The organism is Azospira oryzae (assembly GCF_004217225.1).
Lineage (GTDB): Bacteria > Pseudomonadota > Gammaproteobacteria > Burkholderiales > Rhodocyclaceae > Azospira > Azospira oryzae.
Genome location: NZ_SHKM01000002.1, coordinates 466,215 through 483,206, shown reverse-complemented (window position 1 = coordinate 483,206; position 16,992 = coordinate 466,215). Strand labels below are relative to the sequence as shown.

Sequence of the window (16,992 nt, the reverse complement as noted above, 5' to 3'; positions counted from 1 at the left end):
CGGGGGAAGCCCGGGGCCGGCGTTTGGCTGGGTAATACGGTTAGGCGTTCAGCGGTTTACTTGATCAGCTTCCAGGTGCCGTTCTCGACCTTCACCATGACCCGGGCGCGCTGGTCGAAGCCCTGGTGATCCTGGGGCGTCATGTTGAAGATGCCGTGGGCGGCGGGCAGGTTCTTGCTGCCTTCGATGGCGTCGCGCAGGGCCTTGCGGAATTCCTTGGTGCCGGGCTGGGCCTTCTTCAGGGCGGCGGGAATGGCGTTGCTCAGCAGCACGCCCGCATCCCAGGCATGGCCGCCGAAGGAGCTGATGCTGCCCTTGCCGTGCACGCCCTCGTACTTCTTCACGTATTCCAGGGCGGACTTCTTCACCGGGTTGTCGTTGGGCAGCTGCTCGGCCACCATCATGGGGCCCACGGGCAGCAGGGCGCCTTCCACGTCCTTGCCGCCGACCCGCAGGAAGTCCGCATTGGCGACGCCGTGGGTCTGGTAGATGGCGCCCTTGTAGCCCTTCTCCTTCAGGGTCTTCTGCGGCAGCACGGCCGGGGTGCCGGCGGCGCCCACCAGCACGGCATCGGGCTTGGCGGCGAGAATCTTCAGGGTCTGGCCGGTGACCGAGGTGTCGTTGCGCTGGTAGCTCTCGTTGGCCACGATCTTGATCTTGCGGGCCTCGGCGATCTTGGCGAATTCCTTGAACCAGCCCTGGCCGTAGGCGTCGGCGAAGCCGATGAAGGCGACGCTGTGCACATTGTTGTTGGTCATGTGCTCGACGATGGCGGTGGCCATGTGGGCGTCGTTCTGGGCGGACTTGAAGACCCAGTGGCGCTTGGCGTCCATGGGCTCGACGACGATGGCGGAGCCGGCCATGGAGATCATGGGGGTCTCGTTTTCCACGGCCACGTCCATCATGGCCAGGGAGCTGGGCGTGGTGGAGGAGCCGATGACCAGGTCCACCTTGTTTTCGCTGATCAGCTTCTTGATGTTCTTCACCGCGGTGGTGGAGTCGGTGGCGTCGTCGAGGACGATGTAGTTCACCTTCTGGCCGGCCACGGTGGTGGGCAGCAGGGCGATGGAGTTCTTTTCCGGAATGCCGAGGGAGGCGGCGGGGCCGGTGGCGGCCAGGGAGACGCCCACATTGATGTCGGCCCAGGCAGGAACGGCGGCCAAACCGGTGGCCAGGGGAAGCAGGGCGGCGATCAGGGTTTTGCGGGACATCGTGGGTCCTTCCGGGGTTGAGAAAAGCCGCAAATGATACCAAAAAGCCCCTGGGATCAGGGGCCTGAGCGGGTTTTCCCCAAGTCGTCCCGTACGGCACCGGGCCGGGCCGGCGACGCCGGATCAGCTGTCCGTATCGACCTGAACCCCGTATTTGCGGGCCACCCGCTGGTACATGTCGCGCCCGGATATGACGCGGGGGTCGTCCGGGGAGCGGCTGCGGGCCTTTTCCAGATAGCGGTGGGCCCGCTCCGCCAGTTCCGGCTGCCAGCCCTTCTGGTCCATCAGGGTGTAGATGGACTTGGCCGCATTGACCAGGAACTGCAGGTTGGGCACCCGCTCCGCCGCCTCGATCAGCAGCTGCACCGAGCCGTCGAAATCGCCGCTGCGGGCGGCCAGCACGCCCTGGTTGTTGATCTGGATGATCTCCCGGGAGACGTCCTCGAGCAGGGCCTTGCCCGCCTCGGCGTTGCCGGTCTTCTCGAAGACACCCTGGATGTGGGCCAGCACGCCCCGGTCCTCGTTGTTCTCCGCCGCCACCTGGCGCAGCAGGCTCTGGGCGTCCGCCTCCTTGCCGTTGGCCATGCAGGCGTGGGCCAGGTCCACCGCCACCTTTTGCGACAGGGGGCGCTTCTCCTCCATCTTGCCCTCGGCCACCAGGACCTTGTGCAGTTCCATGGCGGCGGCAATGCTGCGGGCCGCCTTGTCCGGCGCCCCTTCCTTGGTCTGCACCAGGCTGTCGATGACCAGGGAGGCCAGCTCCCCCTGCTTGTCGCCGCGCCAGTCCCGGCGCAGGTCCTGGGCCACCAGCTTGGCGCCGGCCACATTGCCCTTCTCCAGCATGACCCGGGACAGGTTGGCGTAGTCGTCGATGCTGCGCAGGGAGGAGCCCCGGGCCCGGCTGAGCACCGTGTTGTAGGCCCGCTCGGCCGCTTCCAGGTCGTTGTTGCGCACCGCCATGTCGCCCACCGCCCGCTGGCGCATGGTGTTGTTGGGGGAAATGGCGGCGGCGGCCTGCAGGGCCTGCTGGGCACCGGTGGAGTCGCCCTTTTCCTCCCGCAGCCTGGCCAGGAAGTCGAAGGCGGCCAGGTATTCGGGGAAATCCTGCACCAGGGCCTCGAGCTGGGTCACGGCCTCGTCCACCCGCCCCTGGCCGTGCACCGCCACGGCCACGCCCATGCGGGCCCAGGCCAGGTCCTTCTGTTCCAGCATCTGGCGGTAGGCGGCCTCCGCCTCGACATAGCGGCCCAGGCTGTTGAGCAGGTCGGCCTGCAGGTGGCGGGCGTCGTGCTGGTACTGGGGATATTGCTGGATGATGTCGTCGCAGGCGGTGACGGCGTCCTCGTAGCGGCTGCGCTCGACGTTGCGGTAGGCCTGGTGGAAGACGAACTTCTTGTACAGGGCCCGGGCCAGGCGCTGCTGCAGCTGCTCGCCGGTGAAGGGCTTGATCAGGTAGTCGTCCGGCGCCAGCTCGGCCACCGACACCACGTTTTTGTAGGCCCGCTCCCCGGTCACCACCATGAACAGGGTGGACAGGGAAATGAGGCGCTTGTAGCGCAGCTCTTCCAGCAGCTGCTGGCCGTCGCGGCCGTCCTCCAGCTGGTAGTCGGAGAGGATGATGTCGTAGCTGCTGCTTTTCACCAGGCGCAGCACTTCGGTGGCCGAGCCGACCCCCTGGACACTGGTGATGCCGATGGTGGACAGCATCATGCGCATGGCGTTGCGGGCGTCCGGGTGGCGGTCCACCACCAGCACCTTCTTGTTCTTCAGTTCGCCCTGGAGTTTGTAGAGTTGTTGGGCGGCGAGTTCGTTGGCGTCCATGGTTGCGCTTGGCATTGATTTTGGCGGAAGTTACGTCAATTCCCGACTCCGCGGCAAGGGAATTCCTGACAAGGCCCCGGGCCAGTCTCCCGGTGGAGCTCCGGGAGCCGTGCCGGCTGGCTGCCGAAGCAATGCCGGAAACGTGCCGGCGGGCTCCGCCGGTCCGGGCGAAAACTGTTAAGTTTCATGGAACTGGCGTATCATTCGAGCCCCTTTGCCCTACCCGAGTGCCCGTGGGATTTGCCTGCGGGCCTTTTGCGTAAACGAGTCCCCATGCTGTTTCCCACCCGGTTCGATGTCATTGTCGTCGGCGGCGGTCACGCCGGCACCGAGGCTGCCCTGGCGGCTGCCCGGGCCGGAGCGCGCACCCTGCTCCTGACCCACAACCTGGAAACCCTGGGGGCCATGAGCTGCAATCCCTCCATCGGCGGCATCGGCAAGGGCCATCTGGTGAAGGAGGTGGATGCCCTGGGAGGCGCCATGGCGGCGGCCACCGACGAGGGCGGCATCCAGTTCCGCATCCTCAATGCCTCCAAGGGCCCGGCGGTGCGCGCCACCCGTGCCCAGGCCGACCGGGTGCTGTACAAACAGGCAATCCGCACCCGCCTGGAGAACCAGCCCAACCTGACCCTCTTCGCCCAGGCCTGCGACGACCTGATCGTCGAAGGCGACCGGGTGGTGGGGGCCGTGACCCAGCTGGGGGTGCGCTTCGAAGCCCGGGCGGTGGTGCTGACCGCCGGCACCTTCTTGAACGGCCTGATCCACGTCGGCCTGCAGAACTACACCGGGGGCCGCATGGGCGACCCTCCCAGCGTCTCCCTGGCGGCCCGCCTGAAGGAACTGGCCCTGCCCCAGGGGCGCTTGAAGACCGGCACGCCGCCGCGCCTGGACGGCAAGAGCATCGACTTCTCGGTAATGGAGCCCCAGTACTCGGACGATCCCCTGCCGGTGTTCTCCTTCCTCGGCAACGCGGCCCAGCACCCGAAGCAACTGCCCTGCTGGATCACCGACACCAACAGCCGCACCCACGACATCATCCGCGCCAACCTGGACCGCTCCCCCATGTACACCGGGGTGATTGAAGGCGTCGGGCCCCGCTACTGCCCCTCCATCGAGGACAAGATCCACCGCTTCGCCGACAAGGACAGCCACCACGTCTTCCTCGAGCCGGAGGGCCTGGATACCCACGAGATCTACCCCAACGGCATTTCCACCAGCCTGCCCTTCGACGTGCAGCTGAAGATCGTGCGTTCCATCCGCGGCATGGAGAACTGCCACATCCTGCGCCCCGGCTACGCCATCGAGTACGACTACTACGATCCCCGGGGGCTGAAGTCCTCCCTGGAGAGCAAGGCCATCAACGGCCTCTTCTTCGCCGGCCAGATCAACGGCACCACCGGCTACGAGGAAGCGGCCGCCCAGGGGCTGCTGGCGGGCGTCAACGCCGCCCTGCAGGTGCAGGAGAAGGAAGCCTGGTGCCCGCGCCGGGACGAGGCCTACCTGGGCGTGCTGGTGGACGATCTCATCACCCGGGGCGTCTCCGAGCCCTACCGCATGTTCACCAGCCGGGCCGAGTACCGCCTGCAGCTGCGGGAAGACAATGCCGACCTGCGCCTCACCGAAAAGGGCCGGGAACTGGGCCTGGTGGACGACGCCCGCTGGGATGCCTTCTGCCGCAAGCGGGATGCCATCGCCGCCGAAGCCGAGCGCCTGAAAAGCACCTGGGTGCACCCCCAGACCCTGCCGGAAGCCGATGCGGTGCGGGTCCTGGGCAAGGCCATCGACCACGAATACAACCTCTTCGAGCTGCTGCGCCGGCCCGATGTGAGCTACGCCGACCTGCTGACCCTGCCCGGTGCCGGCGAGTCCCTGGCCGATGCCCAGGCGGTGGAGCAGCTGGAAATCCAGGCCAAGTACCAGGGCTACATCGACCGCCAGCGGGAAGAGGTGGCCAAGGCCGCCGACTACGAGAACCTGGCGATCCCCGCCGACCTGGACTATGCCCAGGTGCACGGTCTCTCCAACGAGGTGCGCCAGCGCCTGGCACGGCAGCGGCCCGAGACCATCGGCCAGGCTTCCCGGCTGCAGGGCATCACCCCGGCGGCCATCTCCCTGCTGCTGATCTACTTGAAGCGGAGCGCCCGATGAGCGGCTCCAGTCAGGCCCAGCAACTGGCCCAGGGCCTGGATGCCCTCGGAATACCCCTGGACGGCGTCGCACAGGGTAAACTGCTCGCCTACCTGGCCCTGCTCGCCAAGTGGAACAAGGTCTATGCCCTGACCGCCCTGCGCGACCAGGACAAGGCGGTGAGCCACCACCTGCTGGATTCCCTGGCCATCCTGCCCTTTGTGGACGCCCTGGCGCCCGCCAATGTGCTGGATGTGGGCAGCGGCGGCGGCCAGCCCGGCATTCCCCTGGCCATCGCCCGGCCAAGCCTGGCGGTGACCCTGCTGGACAGCAATTCCAAGAAGGTGGCCTTCTTGAAGCAGGCCGCCATGGAACTGCCCCTGCCGGGGCTCTCCGCCCAGTGCCTGCGGGTGGAGGCCTGGCAACCGGAACAGAAGTTTGCGGCCATCACCTCCCGGGCCTTTGCCGAGGTGGCCGATTTCGTCAGTCTCACCCGTCACCTGCTGGCGCCCGGTGGGCGCTGGCTGGCGATGAAGGGGATCTATCCCCAGGAAGAGCTCTCCCGCCTGCCGGCGGGGATTGTCGTCGAGGCGGTACACCCGCTGGCCGTGCCCGGAGTCGAGGGGGCGCGCCATCTGGTGGTTCTGAGAGAGGAATGAAGGCGTGAAGATCCTGGCCATTACCAACCAGAAGGGGGGGGTCGGCAAGACCACCACCAGCGTCAACCTGGCCGCCTGCCTGGCGACCCTGGGGCAGCGCGTCCTGCTCATCGACCTGGACCCCCAGGGCAATGCCACCACCGGCTGCGGCATCTTCAAGAAGGAAGCCCTGCCTTCCGTCTATCAGATCCTGCTGGGGGCGGCGACCCTGGAGCAGGCCACCATTAAGACCGAATTCGGCTTCGACGTCATTCCCGCCAACCGGGAACTGGCCGGGGCCGAAGTGGAACTGATCGACGTGGGCCAGCGGGAGCGCCGCCTCAAGGAGGCCCTGGACGGCCAGGCCTACGACTTCGTCCTGATCGACTGCCCGCCTGCCCTCAACCTGCTGACGGTGAATGCCCTGGCGGCGGCCCAGGCGGTGATGATCCCCATGCAGTGCGAGTACTACGCCCTGGAAGGCCTCACCGATCTGGTCACCACCCTGCGCAAGGTGCGGGCCAATCTCAATCCCGCCCTGGAAATCGAAGGCCTGCTGCGCACCATGTACAACTCCCAGTCCACCCTCAATCAACAGGTTTCCGCCGAACTGGAGAGCCACTTCTCCGGCAAGGTGTACCGCACCGTCATCCCGCGCAACGTGCGTCTGGCCGAGGCCCCGTCCTACGGCAAGCCGGTGATCGCCTTCGACAAGACCTCCAAGGGCGCCCTGTCCTACCTGGCCTTGGCCGAGGAGATGCTGGAGCGCATCGGTGGCGCTCCGCGGCAGCAAGAGGTGGCGGCATGAAGATGAAGGGACTGGGCCGGGGCCTGGACGCCCTGCTGGCCGGCGACGCCGCCGACGCCAAGAAGGACCAGCAGCGGACGCTGCCCATCGATGCCCTGAAGCCGGGCAAGTACCAGCCGCGGACCCGCATGGACGAAGGCTCTCTCAAGGAGCTGGCGGCCTCCATCCAGGCCCAGGGCATCATGCAGCCCATCCTGGTGCGGCCGATCAACGGCGGCTACGAAATCATTGCCGGCGAGCGCCGCTGGCGTGCCTGCCGCATGGCGGGCATGACCGAAGTGCCGACCCTGGTGCGGGAAATCCCCGATGAAGCCGCGGCCGCCATGTCCCTCATTGAGAACATCCAGCGGGAAAACCTCAATCCCCTGGAAGAAGCCATGGGCCTGCAGCGCCTGGTGGACGAGTTCGAGATGACCCACCAGCAGGCCGCCGATGCGGTTGGCCGCTCCCGTCCCGCCGCTTCCAACCTGCTGCGTCTGCTGCAGCTGGCGGCGCCGGTCCAAGAACTGCTGCTGGAAGGCAAGCTGGACATGGGCCACGCCCGGGCCCTGCTCTCCCTGGAAGGGGCGGAGCAGATACAGGTGGGCAACCGGGTGGCCCACAAGGGTCTTTCCGTGCGGGAAACGGAGCGCCTGGTGCAGGCCCTGCTGAATCCGCCGAAAAAGGTCGAGAAGGCCAAGGACCGGGATCTGCTGCGGCTGGAGGAAGAACTGTCGGACCTGCTGGGAGCCAAGGTGACGGTGGCGGCCAACAGGAAGGGCGCCGGCAAGATGGCCATCGAATTCTCCAGCCTGGACCAGCTCGACGAACTGCTGGCCCGTTTCCGCTGAGTCCGGCTGCAAACGGCGACTGTGGCGGAGGAGGACTGCGGTAAACCCGTAGGAGTCAGGGCTGACAAGGCCTGAAACCATTTGTCCTGCCATGGCCATGTCATCCCAAAGGCGCGAATGGCGCCCTGAGACTGGCAAACCCCTTATTTTGTTCCGGCGTTTCCATTGACTAAATAAGGGATAACTCTTATATTATTTATCTTTGTGTGCGGCGGCTGGCGACGTTGGTTCGGGTTTTGAACCGCTCCCTCCAGTTTGGAAAAACCGCGGAAAATCAATCATGTTCCGGGCAATCATTTTCCAAATCTGGGCGGTAGTAATCACGGCTGGTCTGCTTGGCTTGTTCGTCGGAGGGCACGGTGCGGCCTCTGCGGCGGTGGGTGGTGGCGCTTGCCTGCTCCCCAACGCCCTGTTCGCCCTGCGCCTGGCTGTAGCGGCGCGGCGCCCGGGTGGTCCCGGCGTAGCGGGCTTCTTCCTCGGCGAATTCGTCAAGGTTGCCGCCACCATCGGAATTCTGGCTGTTGCTGCCAAGGTTTATCCCGAGATGCATTGGCCCTCCATGCTGCTCGGCCTGGTAGTGACGCTGCAGGCGAGTTTTTTGGCTTTTTGGAAGAAATCCTGAAATGGAAAACGCTCACGAGGCAGTCGCGGAACACGCCGCCAACGCCCCCACCGCTGGCGAGTACATCGTCCACCACCTGACCCACTTCAATTCCACCGGTCACGCCCAGTCCGCCGTTATTGACTTCTCCGTCATCAACGTCGACACCGTGGTTTTCTCCATTCTTATGGGGATCCTCGGTCTGTTCGTCATGTGGCGTGTCGCCAAGAGCGTTACCTCCGGCGTTCCCGGTCGCATGCAGGCCGCCGTGGAAATCGTCCTGGAAATGGTGAACAACCAGGCCAAGGGCATCGTGCATAGCGAAGAGTCCCGCAAGTTCGTGGCTCCCCTGGCTCTGACCGTGTTCATCTGGATCTTCCTGATGAACTCCATGGACTTCCTGCCCGTCGATCTGCTGCCCAGCCTCTGGCAAGCCGCTTCCGGCGACCACCACGCCTTCCTGCGCGTGGTTCCCACCGCCGACCTGAACGGCACCCTGGGCATGTCCATCGGCGTGCTGCTGGTCTGCATCTGGTACAACATCAAGATCAAGGGTCTGGGTGGCTGGGTGCACGAGCTCTTCACCGCTCCCTTCGGCAGCCATCCCCTGCTCTACCCGATCAACTTCGCCATGCAGATGATCGAGTTCCTGGCCAAGACCGTGTCCCACGGCATGCGGCTGTTCGGCAACATGTACGCCGGCGAACTGGTGTTCATGCTGATCGCCCTGATGGGTGCGGCCTGGGCCGGTACCGCCACCGGTGCGTTCCTCTGGATCGGCGGCGTCATCGCCGGTTCCGTGTGGGCCATCTTCCATATCCTGATCGTTGCCCTGCAGGCCTTCATCTTCATGATGCTGACCCTGGTGTACATCGGTCAGGCCCACGAGAGCCACTAATCTCGTAACGGTTTCCCGTTTTACCTTTTCAACTTACTACCTCTACTTTTGCAAGGAGCAAACATGGAACACATCCTCGGTTTCGTCGCACTGGCCGCCGGTCTGATCATCGGTCTGGGTGCTATTGGCGCCTGTATCGGTATCGGCATCATGGGCTCCAAGTACCTGGAAGCCTCCGCTCGCCAGCCCGAACTGATGAACGAACTGCAAACCAAGATGTTCCTGCTGGCCGGTCTGATCGACGCCGCCTTCCTGATTGGCGTTGGTATCGCCATGATGTTCGCCTTCGCCAACCCGTTCGTTCTCAAGTAATTCGCGCCTCGAACAACTTTTTTTAAAGGGTTAGAGCCGTGAATCTGAACGCAACTCTGGTCGCCCAGCTCGTTGTGTTCTTCATTTTGGCGTGGTTCACGATGAAATTCGTGTGGCCGCCCATCGTGAAGGCGCTCGACGAGCGAGCGAAAAAAATCTCTGACGGTCTTGCTGCCGCCGATCGTGGCAAGCACGACCTCGAGCTCGCGACCAAGCGCTCGGCGGAAGCCCTGCGCGAAGGCAAGGAAAAGGCCTCCGAACTGATCGCCGGCGCTGACAAGCGCGCCGCCCAGATCATCGACGAAGCCAAGTCCCAGGCGAAGGTTGAAGCTGACCGTATCGTCGCCGCTGCCAAGGCCGAGATCGAACAGGAAGTGGTGCGTGCCAAGGAAGGTTTGCGTGAGCGCGTGGCTGAACTGGCCGTTGTCGGTGCAGAGAAGATCCTGCGCCGCGAAATCGACGCCAAGGCCCACGCTGACATCCTGAGCACGATCAAACAGGATCTGTAACGCTTATGGCTGAATCCGTCACCATCGCTCGTCCCTACGCGGAAGCAGTTTTCCGCCTGGCGCGCGACGGAAAGGCCCTGGCTCAGTGGTCGGACACCCTGAAGCTGCTGGCTGTCATTGCACAGGACCCCGAAATGGTCCAGTGCATTGGCAACCCGAAGCTTTCGGCCGATCAGCTGACCCAGCTTTTCGTCTCGCTCAGCGGCGAGGCTGCCAAGAATGCCGACGTGACCGGTTTTATCCGGGTTCTCGCGGCAAACGAGCGCCTCTCCCTGCTGCCGCAAGTCCAGGAAATCTACGAGCAGCTCAAGAGTGCCGAAGAGGGCATCAAGGAAGCCGTTGTTTACAGCGCCTTCCCCCTCGATGACGCGCAAGTGAAAAATCTGTTGGGCCAACTTGAAACCCATTTCAGCTCCAAGCTCCAGCCCCGCGTGGTGGTGGATGCAGCGCTGATCGGTGGTATCAAAGTGGCGGTGGGTGACCAGGTCCTCGACGCTTCCGTACGCGGCAAGCTCGAAGCGATGGCTACGGCGCTCAAGAACTAGGAGAAATTCATGCAGTTGAATCCGTCCGAGATCAGCGAACTGATCAAGAGCAAGATTCAAAACCTGCAGGTGGGCGCCGAGACCCGCACGCAGGGTACCGTTGTCTCGGTGACCGACGGCATCTGCCGCGTTCACGGCCTGCAGGATGTAATGCAAGGCGAAATGCTGGAATTCCCCGGCAACACCTTCGGTATGGCCCTGAACCTGGAGCGTGACTCCGTGGGCGCCGTGGTGCTGGGTGAATACGAGCACATTTCCGAAGGTGACACCGTCAAGTGCACCGGTCGCATTCTGGAAGTGCCCGTTGGTCCCGAACTGATCGGCCGCGTGGTTAACGCCCTGGGCCAGCCTATCGACGGCAAGGGCCCCCTGGGCAACAAGCTGACCGACAAGATCGAGAAGGTCGCCCCCGGCGTGATCTGGCGGAAGTCCGTGTCCCAGCCCGTGCAGTCCGGTATCAAGGCTATCGATTCCATGGTTCCCGTCGGCCGCGGCCAGCGCGAGCTGATCATCGGTGACCGTCAGACCGGTAAGACCGCTGTGGCCGTTGATGCGATCATCGCCCAGAAGGGTCAGAACATGAAGTGTATCTACGTGGCGGTGGGCCAGAAGGCTTCCACCATCGCCAACGTGGTACGCAAGCTGGAAGAACACGGCGCCATGGAATACACCATCGTGGTGGCCGCTTCCGCTTCTGACTCCGCTGCGCTGCAGTTCATCGCTCCCTACGCCGGCTGCACCATGGGCGAATACTTCCGCGACCGCGGTGAAGACGCCCTGATCATTTATGACGATCTGACCAAGCAAGCCTGGGCCTATCGCCAGATCTCCCTGCTGCTGCGTCGTCCTCCCGGCCGTGAAGCTTACCCCGGTGACGTGTTCTACCTGCACTCCCGTCTGCTGGAACGCGCAGCCCGCGTTTCCGAAGAATGGGTGGAAAAGCTGACCAACGGCGAAGTCAAGGGCAAGACCGGTTCTCTGACCGCTCTCCCCGTGATCGAAACCCAGGCTGGTGACGTGTCCGCCTTCGTGCCGACCAACGTGATCTCCATTACCGACGGTCAGATCTTCCTGGAAACCGACCTGTTCAACGCCGGTGTCCGTCCCGCTATCAACGCCGGTATCTCCGTGTCCCGCGTCGGTGGTGCTGCCCAGACCAAGCTGATCAAGAAGCTGTCCGGCGGTATCCGTACCGACCTGGCCCAGTATCGCGAACTGGCCGCTTTCGCCCAGTTTGCTTCCGATCTGGACGAAGCTACCCGCAAGCAGCTGGAGCGTGGCCGCCGTACCGTGGAAGTGCTGAAGCAGGGCCAATACACCCCGCTGAGCATTGCCGACCAGGCCGTGACTCTGTACGCCATCACCAAGGGCTACGCTGATGACATCGACGTGAAGCGCGTTCTCGAATTCGAGAAGGGCCTGCACGGCTACGTTCGTCAAAAGTACGCCGATCTGGTGACCAAGATGGAAACGTCCAAGGACCTGGATGCTGACGGCGAAAAGCAACTCGTCGAAGCGATCAAGGAATTCAAGGCCGCTTGGGTTTAATCCGTCCAGGAGAGCGTAATGGCTAGCGGCAAGGAAATCCGCAACAAGATCAAGAGCGTGGAAAACACGCGCAAGATCACCAAGGCCATGGAGATGGTGGCCGCGTCGAAGATGCGCAAGGCGCAGGAACGTATGCGTCAGGCGCGTCCTTATGGCGAGAAGATCCGCCGCGTGGCCGCCCACCTCTCTCATGCGCTGACCGAGTACAAGCATCCGTTCCTGGTGAAGCGTGATCCGATCAAGAAGGCCGGCATCATCGTCGTGACCTCCGACAAGGGCCTGTGCGGCGCGTTGAACTCCAACGTGCTGCGCAACGTCCTGAACCAGATGAAGGACCTGGAAAGCCAGGGCATCGCCATCCAGGCGACCGCCATCGGCAACAAGGGTCTGGGCTTCCTGCAGCGTTCCGGCGCCAGCGTCGTTTCCCAGGTCACCGGCCTGGGCGATACGCCCCACCTGGAACGCCTGATCGGGCCCGTCAAGGTTCAGCTCGATGCCTACATCAACGGTGAGATCGACCAGTTGTTCATCGCCTACACCCGCTTCGTGAACACCATGAAGCAGGAGCCGGTTATCGAGCAGCTGCTGCCCCTGTCCGGTGAGGTCGTGGGCTCCGAGTCCGCCCGTTGGGACTACGTCTACGAGCCCGACGCCAAGTCCGTGATCGACGACCTGCTGGTCCGCTATGTCGAAGCGCTGATCTATCAGTCAGTGGCTGAAAGCATGGCTTCCGAGCAGAGCGCCCGGATGGTGGCCATGAAGTCGGCTTCCGACAACGCCAAGAATGTGATCGGCGAACTGAAACTGGTCTACAACAAGACCCGTCAGGCAGCGATTACCAAGGAATTGTCCGAAATCGTCAGCGGCGCAGCGGCGGTCTAACTGGTTTCTATAGTTTGAGGGATTCAAAATGAGTCAAGGTATGATCGTTCAGTGCATCGGCGCTGTGGTGGACATCCAGTTCCCCCGCGAAGCCATGCCCAAGGTCTATGACGCCCTGATGCTCGATGTGGCCGAAGAGCACGCCAACATCGAAAAGGGTCTGACCTTCGAAGTTCAGCAACAGCTGGGTGACGGCATTGTCCGTACCATCGCCCTGGGTTCTTCCGACGGCCTGCGCCGCGGTATGAAAGTCAACAACACCGGCAAGCCCATTTCCGTGCCCGTGGGCCACGGCACCCTGGGTCGCATCATGGACGTGCTGGGCCGCCCCATCGACGAAGCCGGCCCCATCGCTTCCGACGAAACGCGCGCCATTCACCAGAAGGCTCCCGCTTTCGACGAGCTGTCCCCCTCCGTGGAACTGCTCGAAACCGGCATCAAGGTGATCGACCTGATCTGCCCGTTCGCCAAGGGCGGCAAGGTGGGTCTGTTCGGTGGCGCCGGCGTGGGCAAGACCGTGAACATGATGGAGCTGATCAACAACATCGCCAAACAGCACTCCGGTCTGTCCGTGTTTGCTGGCGTGGGTGAGCGTACCCGTGAAGGTAACGACTTCTACCACGAGATGAAGGACTCCAACGTGCTGGACAAGGTGGCCATGGTGTTCGGTCAGATGAACGAACCCCCCGGCAACCGTCTGCGCGTGGCGCTGACCGGCCTGACCATGGCCGAGCGTTTCCGTGACGAAGGCCGTGACATCCTGTTCTTCGTGGACAACATCTACCGCTACACCCTTGCCGGTACCGAAGTGTCCGCTCTGCTGGGCCGTATGCCGTCCGCCGTGGGTTACCAGCCCACCCTGGCCGACGAAATGGGCCGCCTGCAGGAACGGATCACCTCCACCAAGGTGGGTTCCATCACCTCCATCCAGGCCGTGTATGTGCCTGCCGATGACTTGACCGACCCGTCCCCCGCCACCACCTTCCTCCACCTGGACTCCACCGTCGTGCTGTCCCGGGACATCGCTGCGCTGGGTATCTACCCCGCCGTGGATCCCCTGGACTCCACCTCCCGCCAGCTGGATCCCCAGATCGTGGGCGAAGAGCACTACAACGTGGCCCGCGGCGTGCAGATGACCCTGCAGCGCTACAAGGAACTGCGCGACATCATCGCCATTCTGGGTATGGACGAACTGGCTCCCGAAGACAAGCTGGCCGTGGCCCGCGCTCGTAAGATCCAGCGCTTCCTGTCCCAGCCCTTCCACGTGGCCGAAGTGTTCACCGGCTCTCCCGGCAAGTACGTGCCGCTGAAGGAAACGATCAAGGGCTTCAAGATGATCGTGGCCGGCGAATGCGACAACCTGCCGGAACAGGCCTTCTACATGGTCGGCTCCATCGAAGAGGCCTTCGAAAAGGCGAAGACCCTCCAGTAATCAACCGGTAAGCCGCATCCCGTCCGGGGTGCGGCCATCCTGAGGGGAACCCCTATCATGGCATTGAGAGTACATGTAGACGTGGTCAGCGCCGAAGAGTCCATCTTCTCCGGCGAAGCTGAATACGTGGTGCTCCCGGGCGAAGCCGGCGAACTCGGCATCTACCCGCGGCACACCCCGCTGCTGACCCGTATCAAGCCCGGTACCGTGCGTATCAAGGTGCCGGATGCCGAGTTCGAGATGATCTACGTCTCCGGCGGCATGCTGGAAGTTCAGCCCACCATCGTGACCGTGCTGGCCGATACCGCTATCCGCGGTGGCGACCTGGACGAGGCGAAGGCGCTGGAAGCCAAGAAGGCAGCGGAAGAAGCCCTGCAGAACCGCTCTGCCGAAATGGACTACGCCAAGGCCGAAGCCGAACTGGCTGAAGCCGTGGCCCAGCTGGCAACCATCGAGCAGCTGAAGAAGCGCAAGCACTAAGCAGCTGATCGTCGCAGCACAAAAAAGGCAGCCTCCGGGCTGCCTTTTCTTTTATGTGTTCGGGAAATCCCGCCCGGGCTGAGTCAGCCCTGCAGACGCTCCAGGCGGGCGGCCAGGGCATCGGCCTCCGCCGCAGCGGCGGTAACGGCCTGCTGATGGCCCTGCCATTCGCGGCGCCGGATGGGGCCGCCAGCGCCCTGCTCGTGTCTGAAATACTCGGCAAAGTTGGCGTTGAGGCGGCTCCAAGCCTCCTTTTGCCAATTGAAGAGGCTGGCACCCAGGCCCACCAGGCGCCGCGCCGGAATGTCGCCCAGCAGGCGCGCCAGGTCTTCTTCCGCATCCCAGCGCAGGTTGCGGAAGACGAAGCCCAGGGCTTCGGCGAAATCGGCCGTGCCTTCCAGACGGGCGGCTGCCAAGGCTTCCTGGGGGTGGCCGAAGAAGCGAAGTGGGGCGTGTTCCGGCAGGCTGATGAGGACGTCGGGAGCGGCCAGGGGGCCGCCGTGCAGGGTGCCGTCCTCGGCCACGGTCAGGTCCAGGCTGAACCAGGGCGGCAGGGAAATCCTGGCGCCGCGGCCGGCGAAGGGACGCAGGCGCTGGCGCGCCCACGGCTCCCGGCCCAGCAGGTGATTGAGCCCGGCGAGGAAGGGACGGTCCAGCATGGGGTTCAGGACAGTTGCTGAATGCCGGCGACCATCCAGCCCCGGCTGCCGTCGGTGGGCTTGACCAGGTGCCAGACTTCGTCGAAGGGCGCCGGTGCCGCGTCCTTCTCTTCCCGCAGCAGGCCGTTGAAACGGACACTGGCGATGTGGCGGCCGGCCTCGCTGACCACCTCCAGCAGGCTGGCGTTGAGCTGCACCACATCGGTCTGCTGGGCCTTGCCGCCCCGCTCGCTCAGTTGCAGCTGCACTTCGGCGAACATCTCGGGGGCCAGGAACTCCCGCATGTCGTCCAGGTTGCCCTGGTCGTTGGCGGCCTGGAGGCGGACGAAGTTGAGCTTGGCCACCCGCAGGAAACCTTCGCTGTCGAAATCGGCAGGAATGTTGGCTGCGGCGGCCGGCGCAGCCTCAGCGGCCGGGACGGCTGCGTTGCCGCCACCCACGGGCGTCACTTCCGGCATGGGAGCCATGGAGGGACCGCCGACGCCGGCATACTGCAGGGGTTCGGAGCGCGGCGCTGCTGCAGCCGGGCGGCGGAAAATGAGACGGAAAACGAACACGGCAGCCATGGCCAGCAGGGCGATCATGAGGAAGTTGGCCATGCCTTCGCCGAAGCCGAAGTGGGAAGCCAGGGCGGCCAGGCCGATACCGGCGGCCAGGCCGGCGATGGGACCGAGCCAGCTGCGCTTGGGCGCAGCCTGGGGCGCCGGCGCACCGGCGGTGGCAGGCTGGGCCTGCTGGGCCGGAGCGGCGTTCTGCTTGGGGGCGGTGGTGCCGCTGGGGGCGGTGTTGTGCTGGGGCGTGACGCTGCGCTGCATGCCGCTGCTGCGGCCGCCGCCGAGGCGGGCGGCATCGGCATCGGGGGCGACCAGGGCCAGGCCCAGAACCAGGGTGCACAGGGCGATCAAGGGCTTCTTCACTGATGTCTCTCCTCGTTGTTGGTATGGGTACGCTTAGTACTTGTAACCGCGGTGCAGGGCGACCACGCCCATGGTCAGGTTGAAGTATTCGACCTTTTCCAGGCCCACCTGTTCCATGATGCCCTTGAGGGTTTCCTGGTCCGGATGCACGCGGATGGATTCGGACAGGTAGCGATAGCTGTCCGGGTCCTTGACGATCAGCTGGCCCAGGCGGGGGATGACCTGGAAGGAGTAGAAGTCGTAGAAGGGCGCCAGGGGCTTCCACACCTGGGAGAACTCCAGCACCAGCAGGCGGCCGCCCGGCTTCAGGACCCGGCGCATCTCGGCCAGGGCCTTGTCCTTGTGGGTCATGTTGCGCAGGCCAAAGGCCACGGTGACCACGTCGAAATAGTCGTCGGGGAAGGGCAGCTTCTCCGCATCGCACTGGGCCACGGGGACGACGAAGCCCTTGTCGCAGAGGCGGTCCCGGCCCCGGGTCAGCATGGCGTTGTTGATGTCGGTGAGCCACACCTGGCCGCTCTTGCCGGCCTTCTTGGCAAAGGCCAGGGAGAGGTCGCCGGTGCCGCCGGCCACGTCCAGCACCCGGCTGCCTTCGCGCACGCCGCTCTGGGCGATGGTGAAGGCCTTCCACAGGCGGTGCAGGCCGCCGGACATGAGGTCGTTCATCAGGTCGTAGCGCTGGGCCACGGAAGAGAAGACGTCGGCCACCTTCTGGGCCTTTTCGGCCTCGTCGACCTGTTGATAGCCGAAATGAGTTTTGTCGCCCATGATGGG

The 16,992-nt window shown here is 64.2% G+C and carries 18 protein-coding genes; 13 read left to right on the top strand and 5 right to left on the bottom strand.

Going from position 1 to position 16,992, the window contains the following annotated elements; all coding sequences use genetic code 11:
* Window positions 1–56 precede the first annotated feature (56 nt).
* Window positions 57–1,211: an ABC transporter substrate-binding protein gene (locus tag EV678_RS11355; protein WP_130459606.1), complete on the bottom strand. Its 1,155-nt coding sequence runs from the start codon at window positions 1,209–1,211 to the stop codon at window positions 57–59.
* A gap of 123 nt (window positions 1,212–1,334) precedes the next feature.
* Window positions 1,335–3,032: a tetratricopeptide repeat-containing response regulator gene (locus tag EV678_RS11350; protein WP_130459605.1), complete on the bottom strand. Its 1,698-nt coding sequence runs from the start codon at window positions 3,030–3,032 to the stop codon at window positions 1,335–1,337.
* Window positions 3,033–3,305: 273 nt separating this feature from the next.
* On the opposite strand from EV678_RS11350, the gene mnmG reads away from it, so the two are divergent.
* The 13 genes from mnmG (at window position 3,306) to EV678_RS11285 (ending at window position 14,642) form a co-directional block, all read left to right on the top strand.
* Window positions 3,306–5,180, top strand: a complete 1,875-nt coding sequence (gene mnmG / locus EV678_RS11345; protein WP_130459604.1) for a tRNA uridine-5-carboxymethylaminomethyl(34) synthesis enzyme MnmG — start codon at window positions 3,306–3,308, stop codon at window positions 5,178–5,180.
* A complete protein-coding gene (gene rsmG / locus EV678_RS11340; RefSeq protein WP_130459603.1) occupies window positions 5,177–5,818 on the top strand; it encodes a 16S rRNA (guanine(527)-N(7))-methyltransferase RsmG in 642 nt (213 codons plus the stop codon). Before mnmG ends, rsmG begins: the two co-directional genes overlap by 4 nt.
* Window positions 5,819–5,822: 4 nt before the next feature.
* Window positions 5,823–6,605: a ParA family protein gene (locus EV678_RS11335; RefSeq protein WP_014235955.1), complete on the top strand. Its 783-nt coding sequence runs from the start codon at window positions 5,823–5,825 to the stop codon at window positions 6,603–6,605.
* Complete coding sequence (locus EV678_RS11330; RefSeq protein WP_014235956.1) at window positions 6,602–7,435, top strand: ParB/RepB/Spo0J family partition protein; 834 nt, start codon at window positions 6,602–6,604, stop codon at window positions 7,433–7,435. Before EV678_RS11335 ends, EV678_RS11330 begins: the two co-directional genes overlap by 4 nt.
* A gap of 280 nt (window positions 7,436–7,715) precedes the next feature.
* Entirely contained in the window at window positions 7,716–8,057 is a 342-nt protein-coding gene (locus tag EV678_RS11325; protein ID WP_130459602.1) for an ATP synthase subunit I, read from the top strand.
* A 1-nt stretch (window position 8,058) separates the two neighbouring features.
* The gene (gene atpB / locus EV678_RS11320; protein WP_130459601.1) at window positions 8,059–8,934 is read left to right on the top strand and encodes a F0F1 ATP synthase subunit A; all 876 of its coding nucleotides are present in this window, start codon (window positions 8,059–8,061) and stop codon (window positions 8,932–8,934) included.
* 63 nt (window positions 8,935–8,997) lie between these two features.
* Window positions 8,998–9,246 (top strand): F0F1 ATP synthase subunit C, encoded by a 249-nt coding sequence (atpE, locus tag EV678_RS11315; RefSeq protein ID WP_014235959.1) that lies wholly within the window; start codon window positions 8,998–9,000, stop codon window positions 9,244–9,246.
* 38 nt (window positions 9,247–9,284) lie between these two features.
* Window positions 9,285–9,755, top strand: a complete 471-nt coding sequence (locus EV678_RS11310; RefSeq protein WP_014235960.1) for a F0F1 ATP synthase subunit B — start codon at window positions 9,285–9,287, stop codon at window positions 9,753–9,755.
* 5 nt (window positions 9,756–9,760) lie between these two features.
* Window positions 9,761–10,300 (top strand): F0F1 ATP synthase subunit delta, encoded by a 540-nt coding sequence (locus tag EV678_RS11305; protein ID WP_014235961.1) that lies wholly within the window; start codon window positions 9,761–9,763, stop codon window positions 10,298–10,300.
* A 9-nt stretch (window positions 10,301–10,309) separates the two neighbouring features.
* Complete coding sequence (gene atpA, locus EV678_RS11300) at window positions 10,310–11,848, top strand: F0F1 ATP synthase subunit alpha (RefSeq protein WP_014235962.1); 1,539 nt, start codon at window positions 10,310–10,312, stop codon at window positions 11,846–11,848.
* Window positions 11,849–11,866: 18 nt separating this feature from the next.
* Window positions 11,867–12,730 (top strand): F0F1 ATP synthase subunit gamma, encoded by an 864-nt coding sequence (gene atpG / locus EV678_RS11295; RefSeq protein ID WP_014235963.1) that lies wholly within the window; start codon window positions 11,867–11,869, stop codon window positions 12,728–12,730.
* Between the two features lie 28 nt (window positions 12,731–12,758).
* Complete coding sequence (gene atpD, locus EV678_RS11290) at window positions 12,759–14,162, top strand: F0F1 ATP synthase subunit beta (RefSeq protein ID WP_014235964.1); 1,404 nt, start codon at window positions 12,759–12,761, stop codon at window positions 14,160–14,162.
* A 57-nt stretch (window positions 14,163–14,219) separates the two neighbouring features.
* Window positions 14,220–14,642 (top strand): F0F1 ATP synthase subunit epsilon, encoded by a 423-nt coding sequence (locus tag EV678_RS11285; RefSeq protein WP_014235965.1) that lies wholly within the window; start codon window positions 14,220–14,222, stop codon window positions 14,640–14,642.
* An 83-nt stretch (window positions 14,643–14,725) separates the two neighbouring features.
* On the opposite strand, the gene EV678_RS11280 is transcribed toward EV678_RS11285, so the two are convergent.
* The 3 genes from EV678_RS11280 to ubiE are packed head-to-tail and all read right to left on the bottom strand — an operon-like array spanning window position 14,726 to window position 16,986.
* Window positions 14,726–15,301, bottom strand: a complete 576-nt coding sequence (locus EV678_RS11280) for a ubiquinone biosynthesis accessory factor UbiJ (RefSeq protein ID WP_130459600.1) — start codon at window positions 15,299–15,301, stop codon at window positions 14,726–14,728.
* Window positions 15,302–15,306: 5 nt separating this feature from the next.
* The gene (locus EV678_RS11275; protein WP_130459599.1) at window positions 15,307–16,218 is read right to left on the bottom strand and encodes a Tim44 domain-containing protein; all 912 of its coding nucleotides are present in this window, start codon (window positions 16,216–16,218) and stop codon (window positions 15,307–15,309) included.
* Window positions 16,219–16,251: 33 nt separating this feature from the next.
* Window positions 16,252–16,986 carry a bifunctional demethylmenaquinone methyltransferase/2-methoxy-6-polyprenyl-1,4-benzoquinol methylase UbiE gene (ubiE, locus tag EV678_RS11270; protein WP_014235968.1) on the bottom strand — a complete coding sequence of 245 codons (735 nt, stop codon included), beginning with the start codon at window positions 16,984–16,986 and terminating at the stop codon, window positions 16,252–16,254.
* Window positions 16,987–16,992: the final 6 nt, after the last annotated feature.

What these genes read in the sequence shown, in the direction of transcription:
- EV678_RS11350 (WP_130459605.1), bottom strand. Translation starts at nt 3,032, where the DNA reads ATGGACGCCAACGAACTCGCCGCCCAACAACTCTACAAACTCCAGGGC.
- atpB (WP_130459601.1), top strand. Translation starts at nt 8,059, where the DNA reads ATGGAAAACGCTCACGAGGCAGTCGCGGAACACGCCGCCAACGCCCCC.
- EV678_RS11325 (WP_130459602.1), top strand. Translation starts at nt 7,716, where the DNA reads ATGTTCCGGGCAATCATTTTCCAAATCTGGGCGGTAGTAATCACGGCT.
- EV678_RS11355 (WP_130459606.1), bottom strand. Translation starts at nt 1,211, where the DNA reads ATGTCCCGCAAAACCCTGATCGCCGCCCTGCTTCCCCTGGCCACCGGT.
- rsmG (WP_130459603.1), top strand. Translation starts at nt 5,177, where the DNA reads ATGAGCGGCTCCAGTCAGGCCCAGCAACTGGCCCAGGGCCTGGATGCC.
- atpE (WP_014235959.1), top strand. Translation starts at nt 8,998, where the DNA reads ATGGAACACATCCTCGGTTTCGTCGCACTGGCCGCCGGTCTGATCATC.
- atpA (WP_014235962.1), top strand. Translation starts at nt 10,310, where the DNA reads ATGCAGTTGAATCCGTCCGAGATCAGCGAACTGATCAAGAGCAAGATT.
- ubiE (WP_014235968.1), bottom strand. Translation starts at nt 16,986, where the DNA reads ATGGGCGACAAAACTCATTTCGGCTATCAACAGGTCGACGAGGCCGAA.
- EV678_RS11280 (WP_130459600.1), bottom strand. Translation starts at nt 15,301, where the DNA reads ATGCTGGACCGTCCCTTCCTCGCCGGGCTCAATCACCTGCTGGGCCGG.
- EV678_RS11330 (WP_014235956.1), top strand. Translation starts at nt 6,602, where the DNA reads ATGAAGATGAAGGGACTGGGCCGGGGCCTGGACGCCCTGCTGGCCGGC.
- mnmG (WP_130459604.1), top strand. Translation starts at nt 3,306, where the DNA reads ATGCTGTTTCCCACCCGGTTCGATGTCATTGTCGTCGGCGGCGGTCAC.
- EV678_RS11285 (WP_014235965.1), top strand. Translation starts at nt 14,220, where the DNA reads ATGGCATTGAGAGTACATGTAGACGTGGTCAGCGCCGAAGAGTCCATC.
- EV678_RS11305 (WP_014235961.1), top strand. Translation starts at nt 9,761, where the DNA reads ATGGCTGAATCCGTCACCATCGCTCGTCCCTACGCGGAAGCAGTTTTC.
- atpG (WP_014235963.1), top strand. Translation starts at nt 11,867, where the DNA reads ATGGCTAGCGGCAAGGAAATCCGCAACAAGATCAAGAGCGTGGAAAAC.
- atpD (WP_014235964.1), top strand. Translation starts at nt 12,759, where the DNA reads ATGAGTCAAGGTATGATCGTTCAGTGCATCGGCGCTGTGGTGGACATC.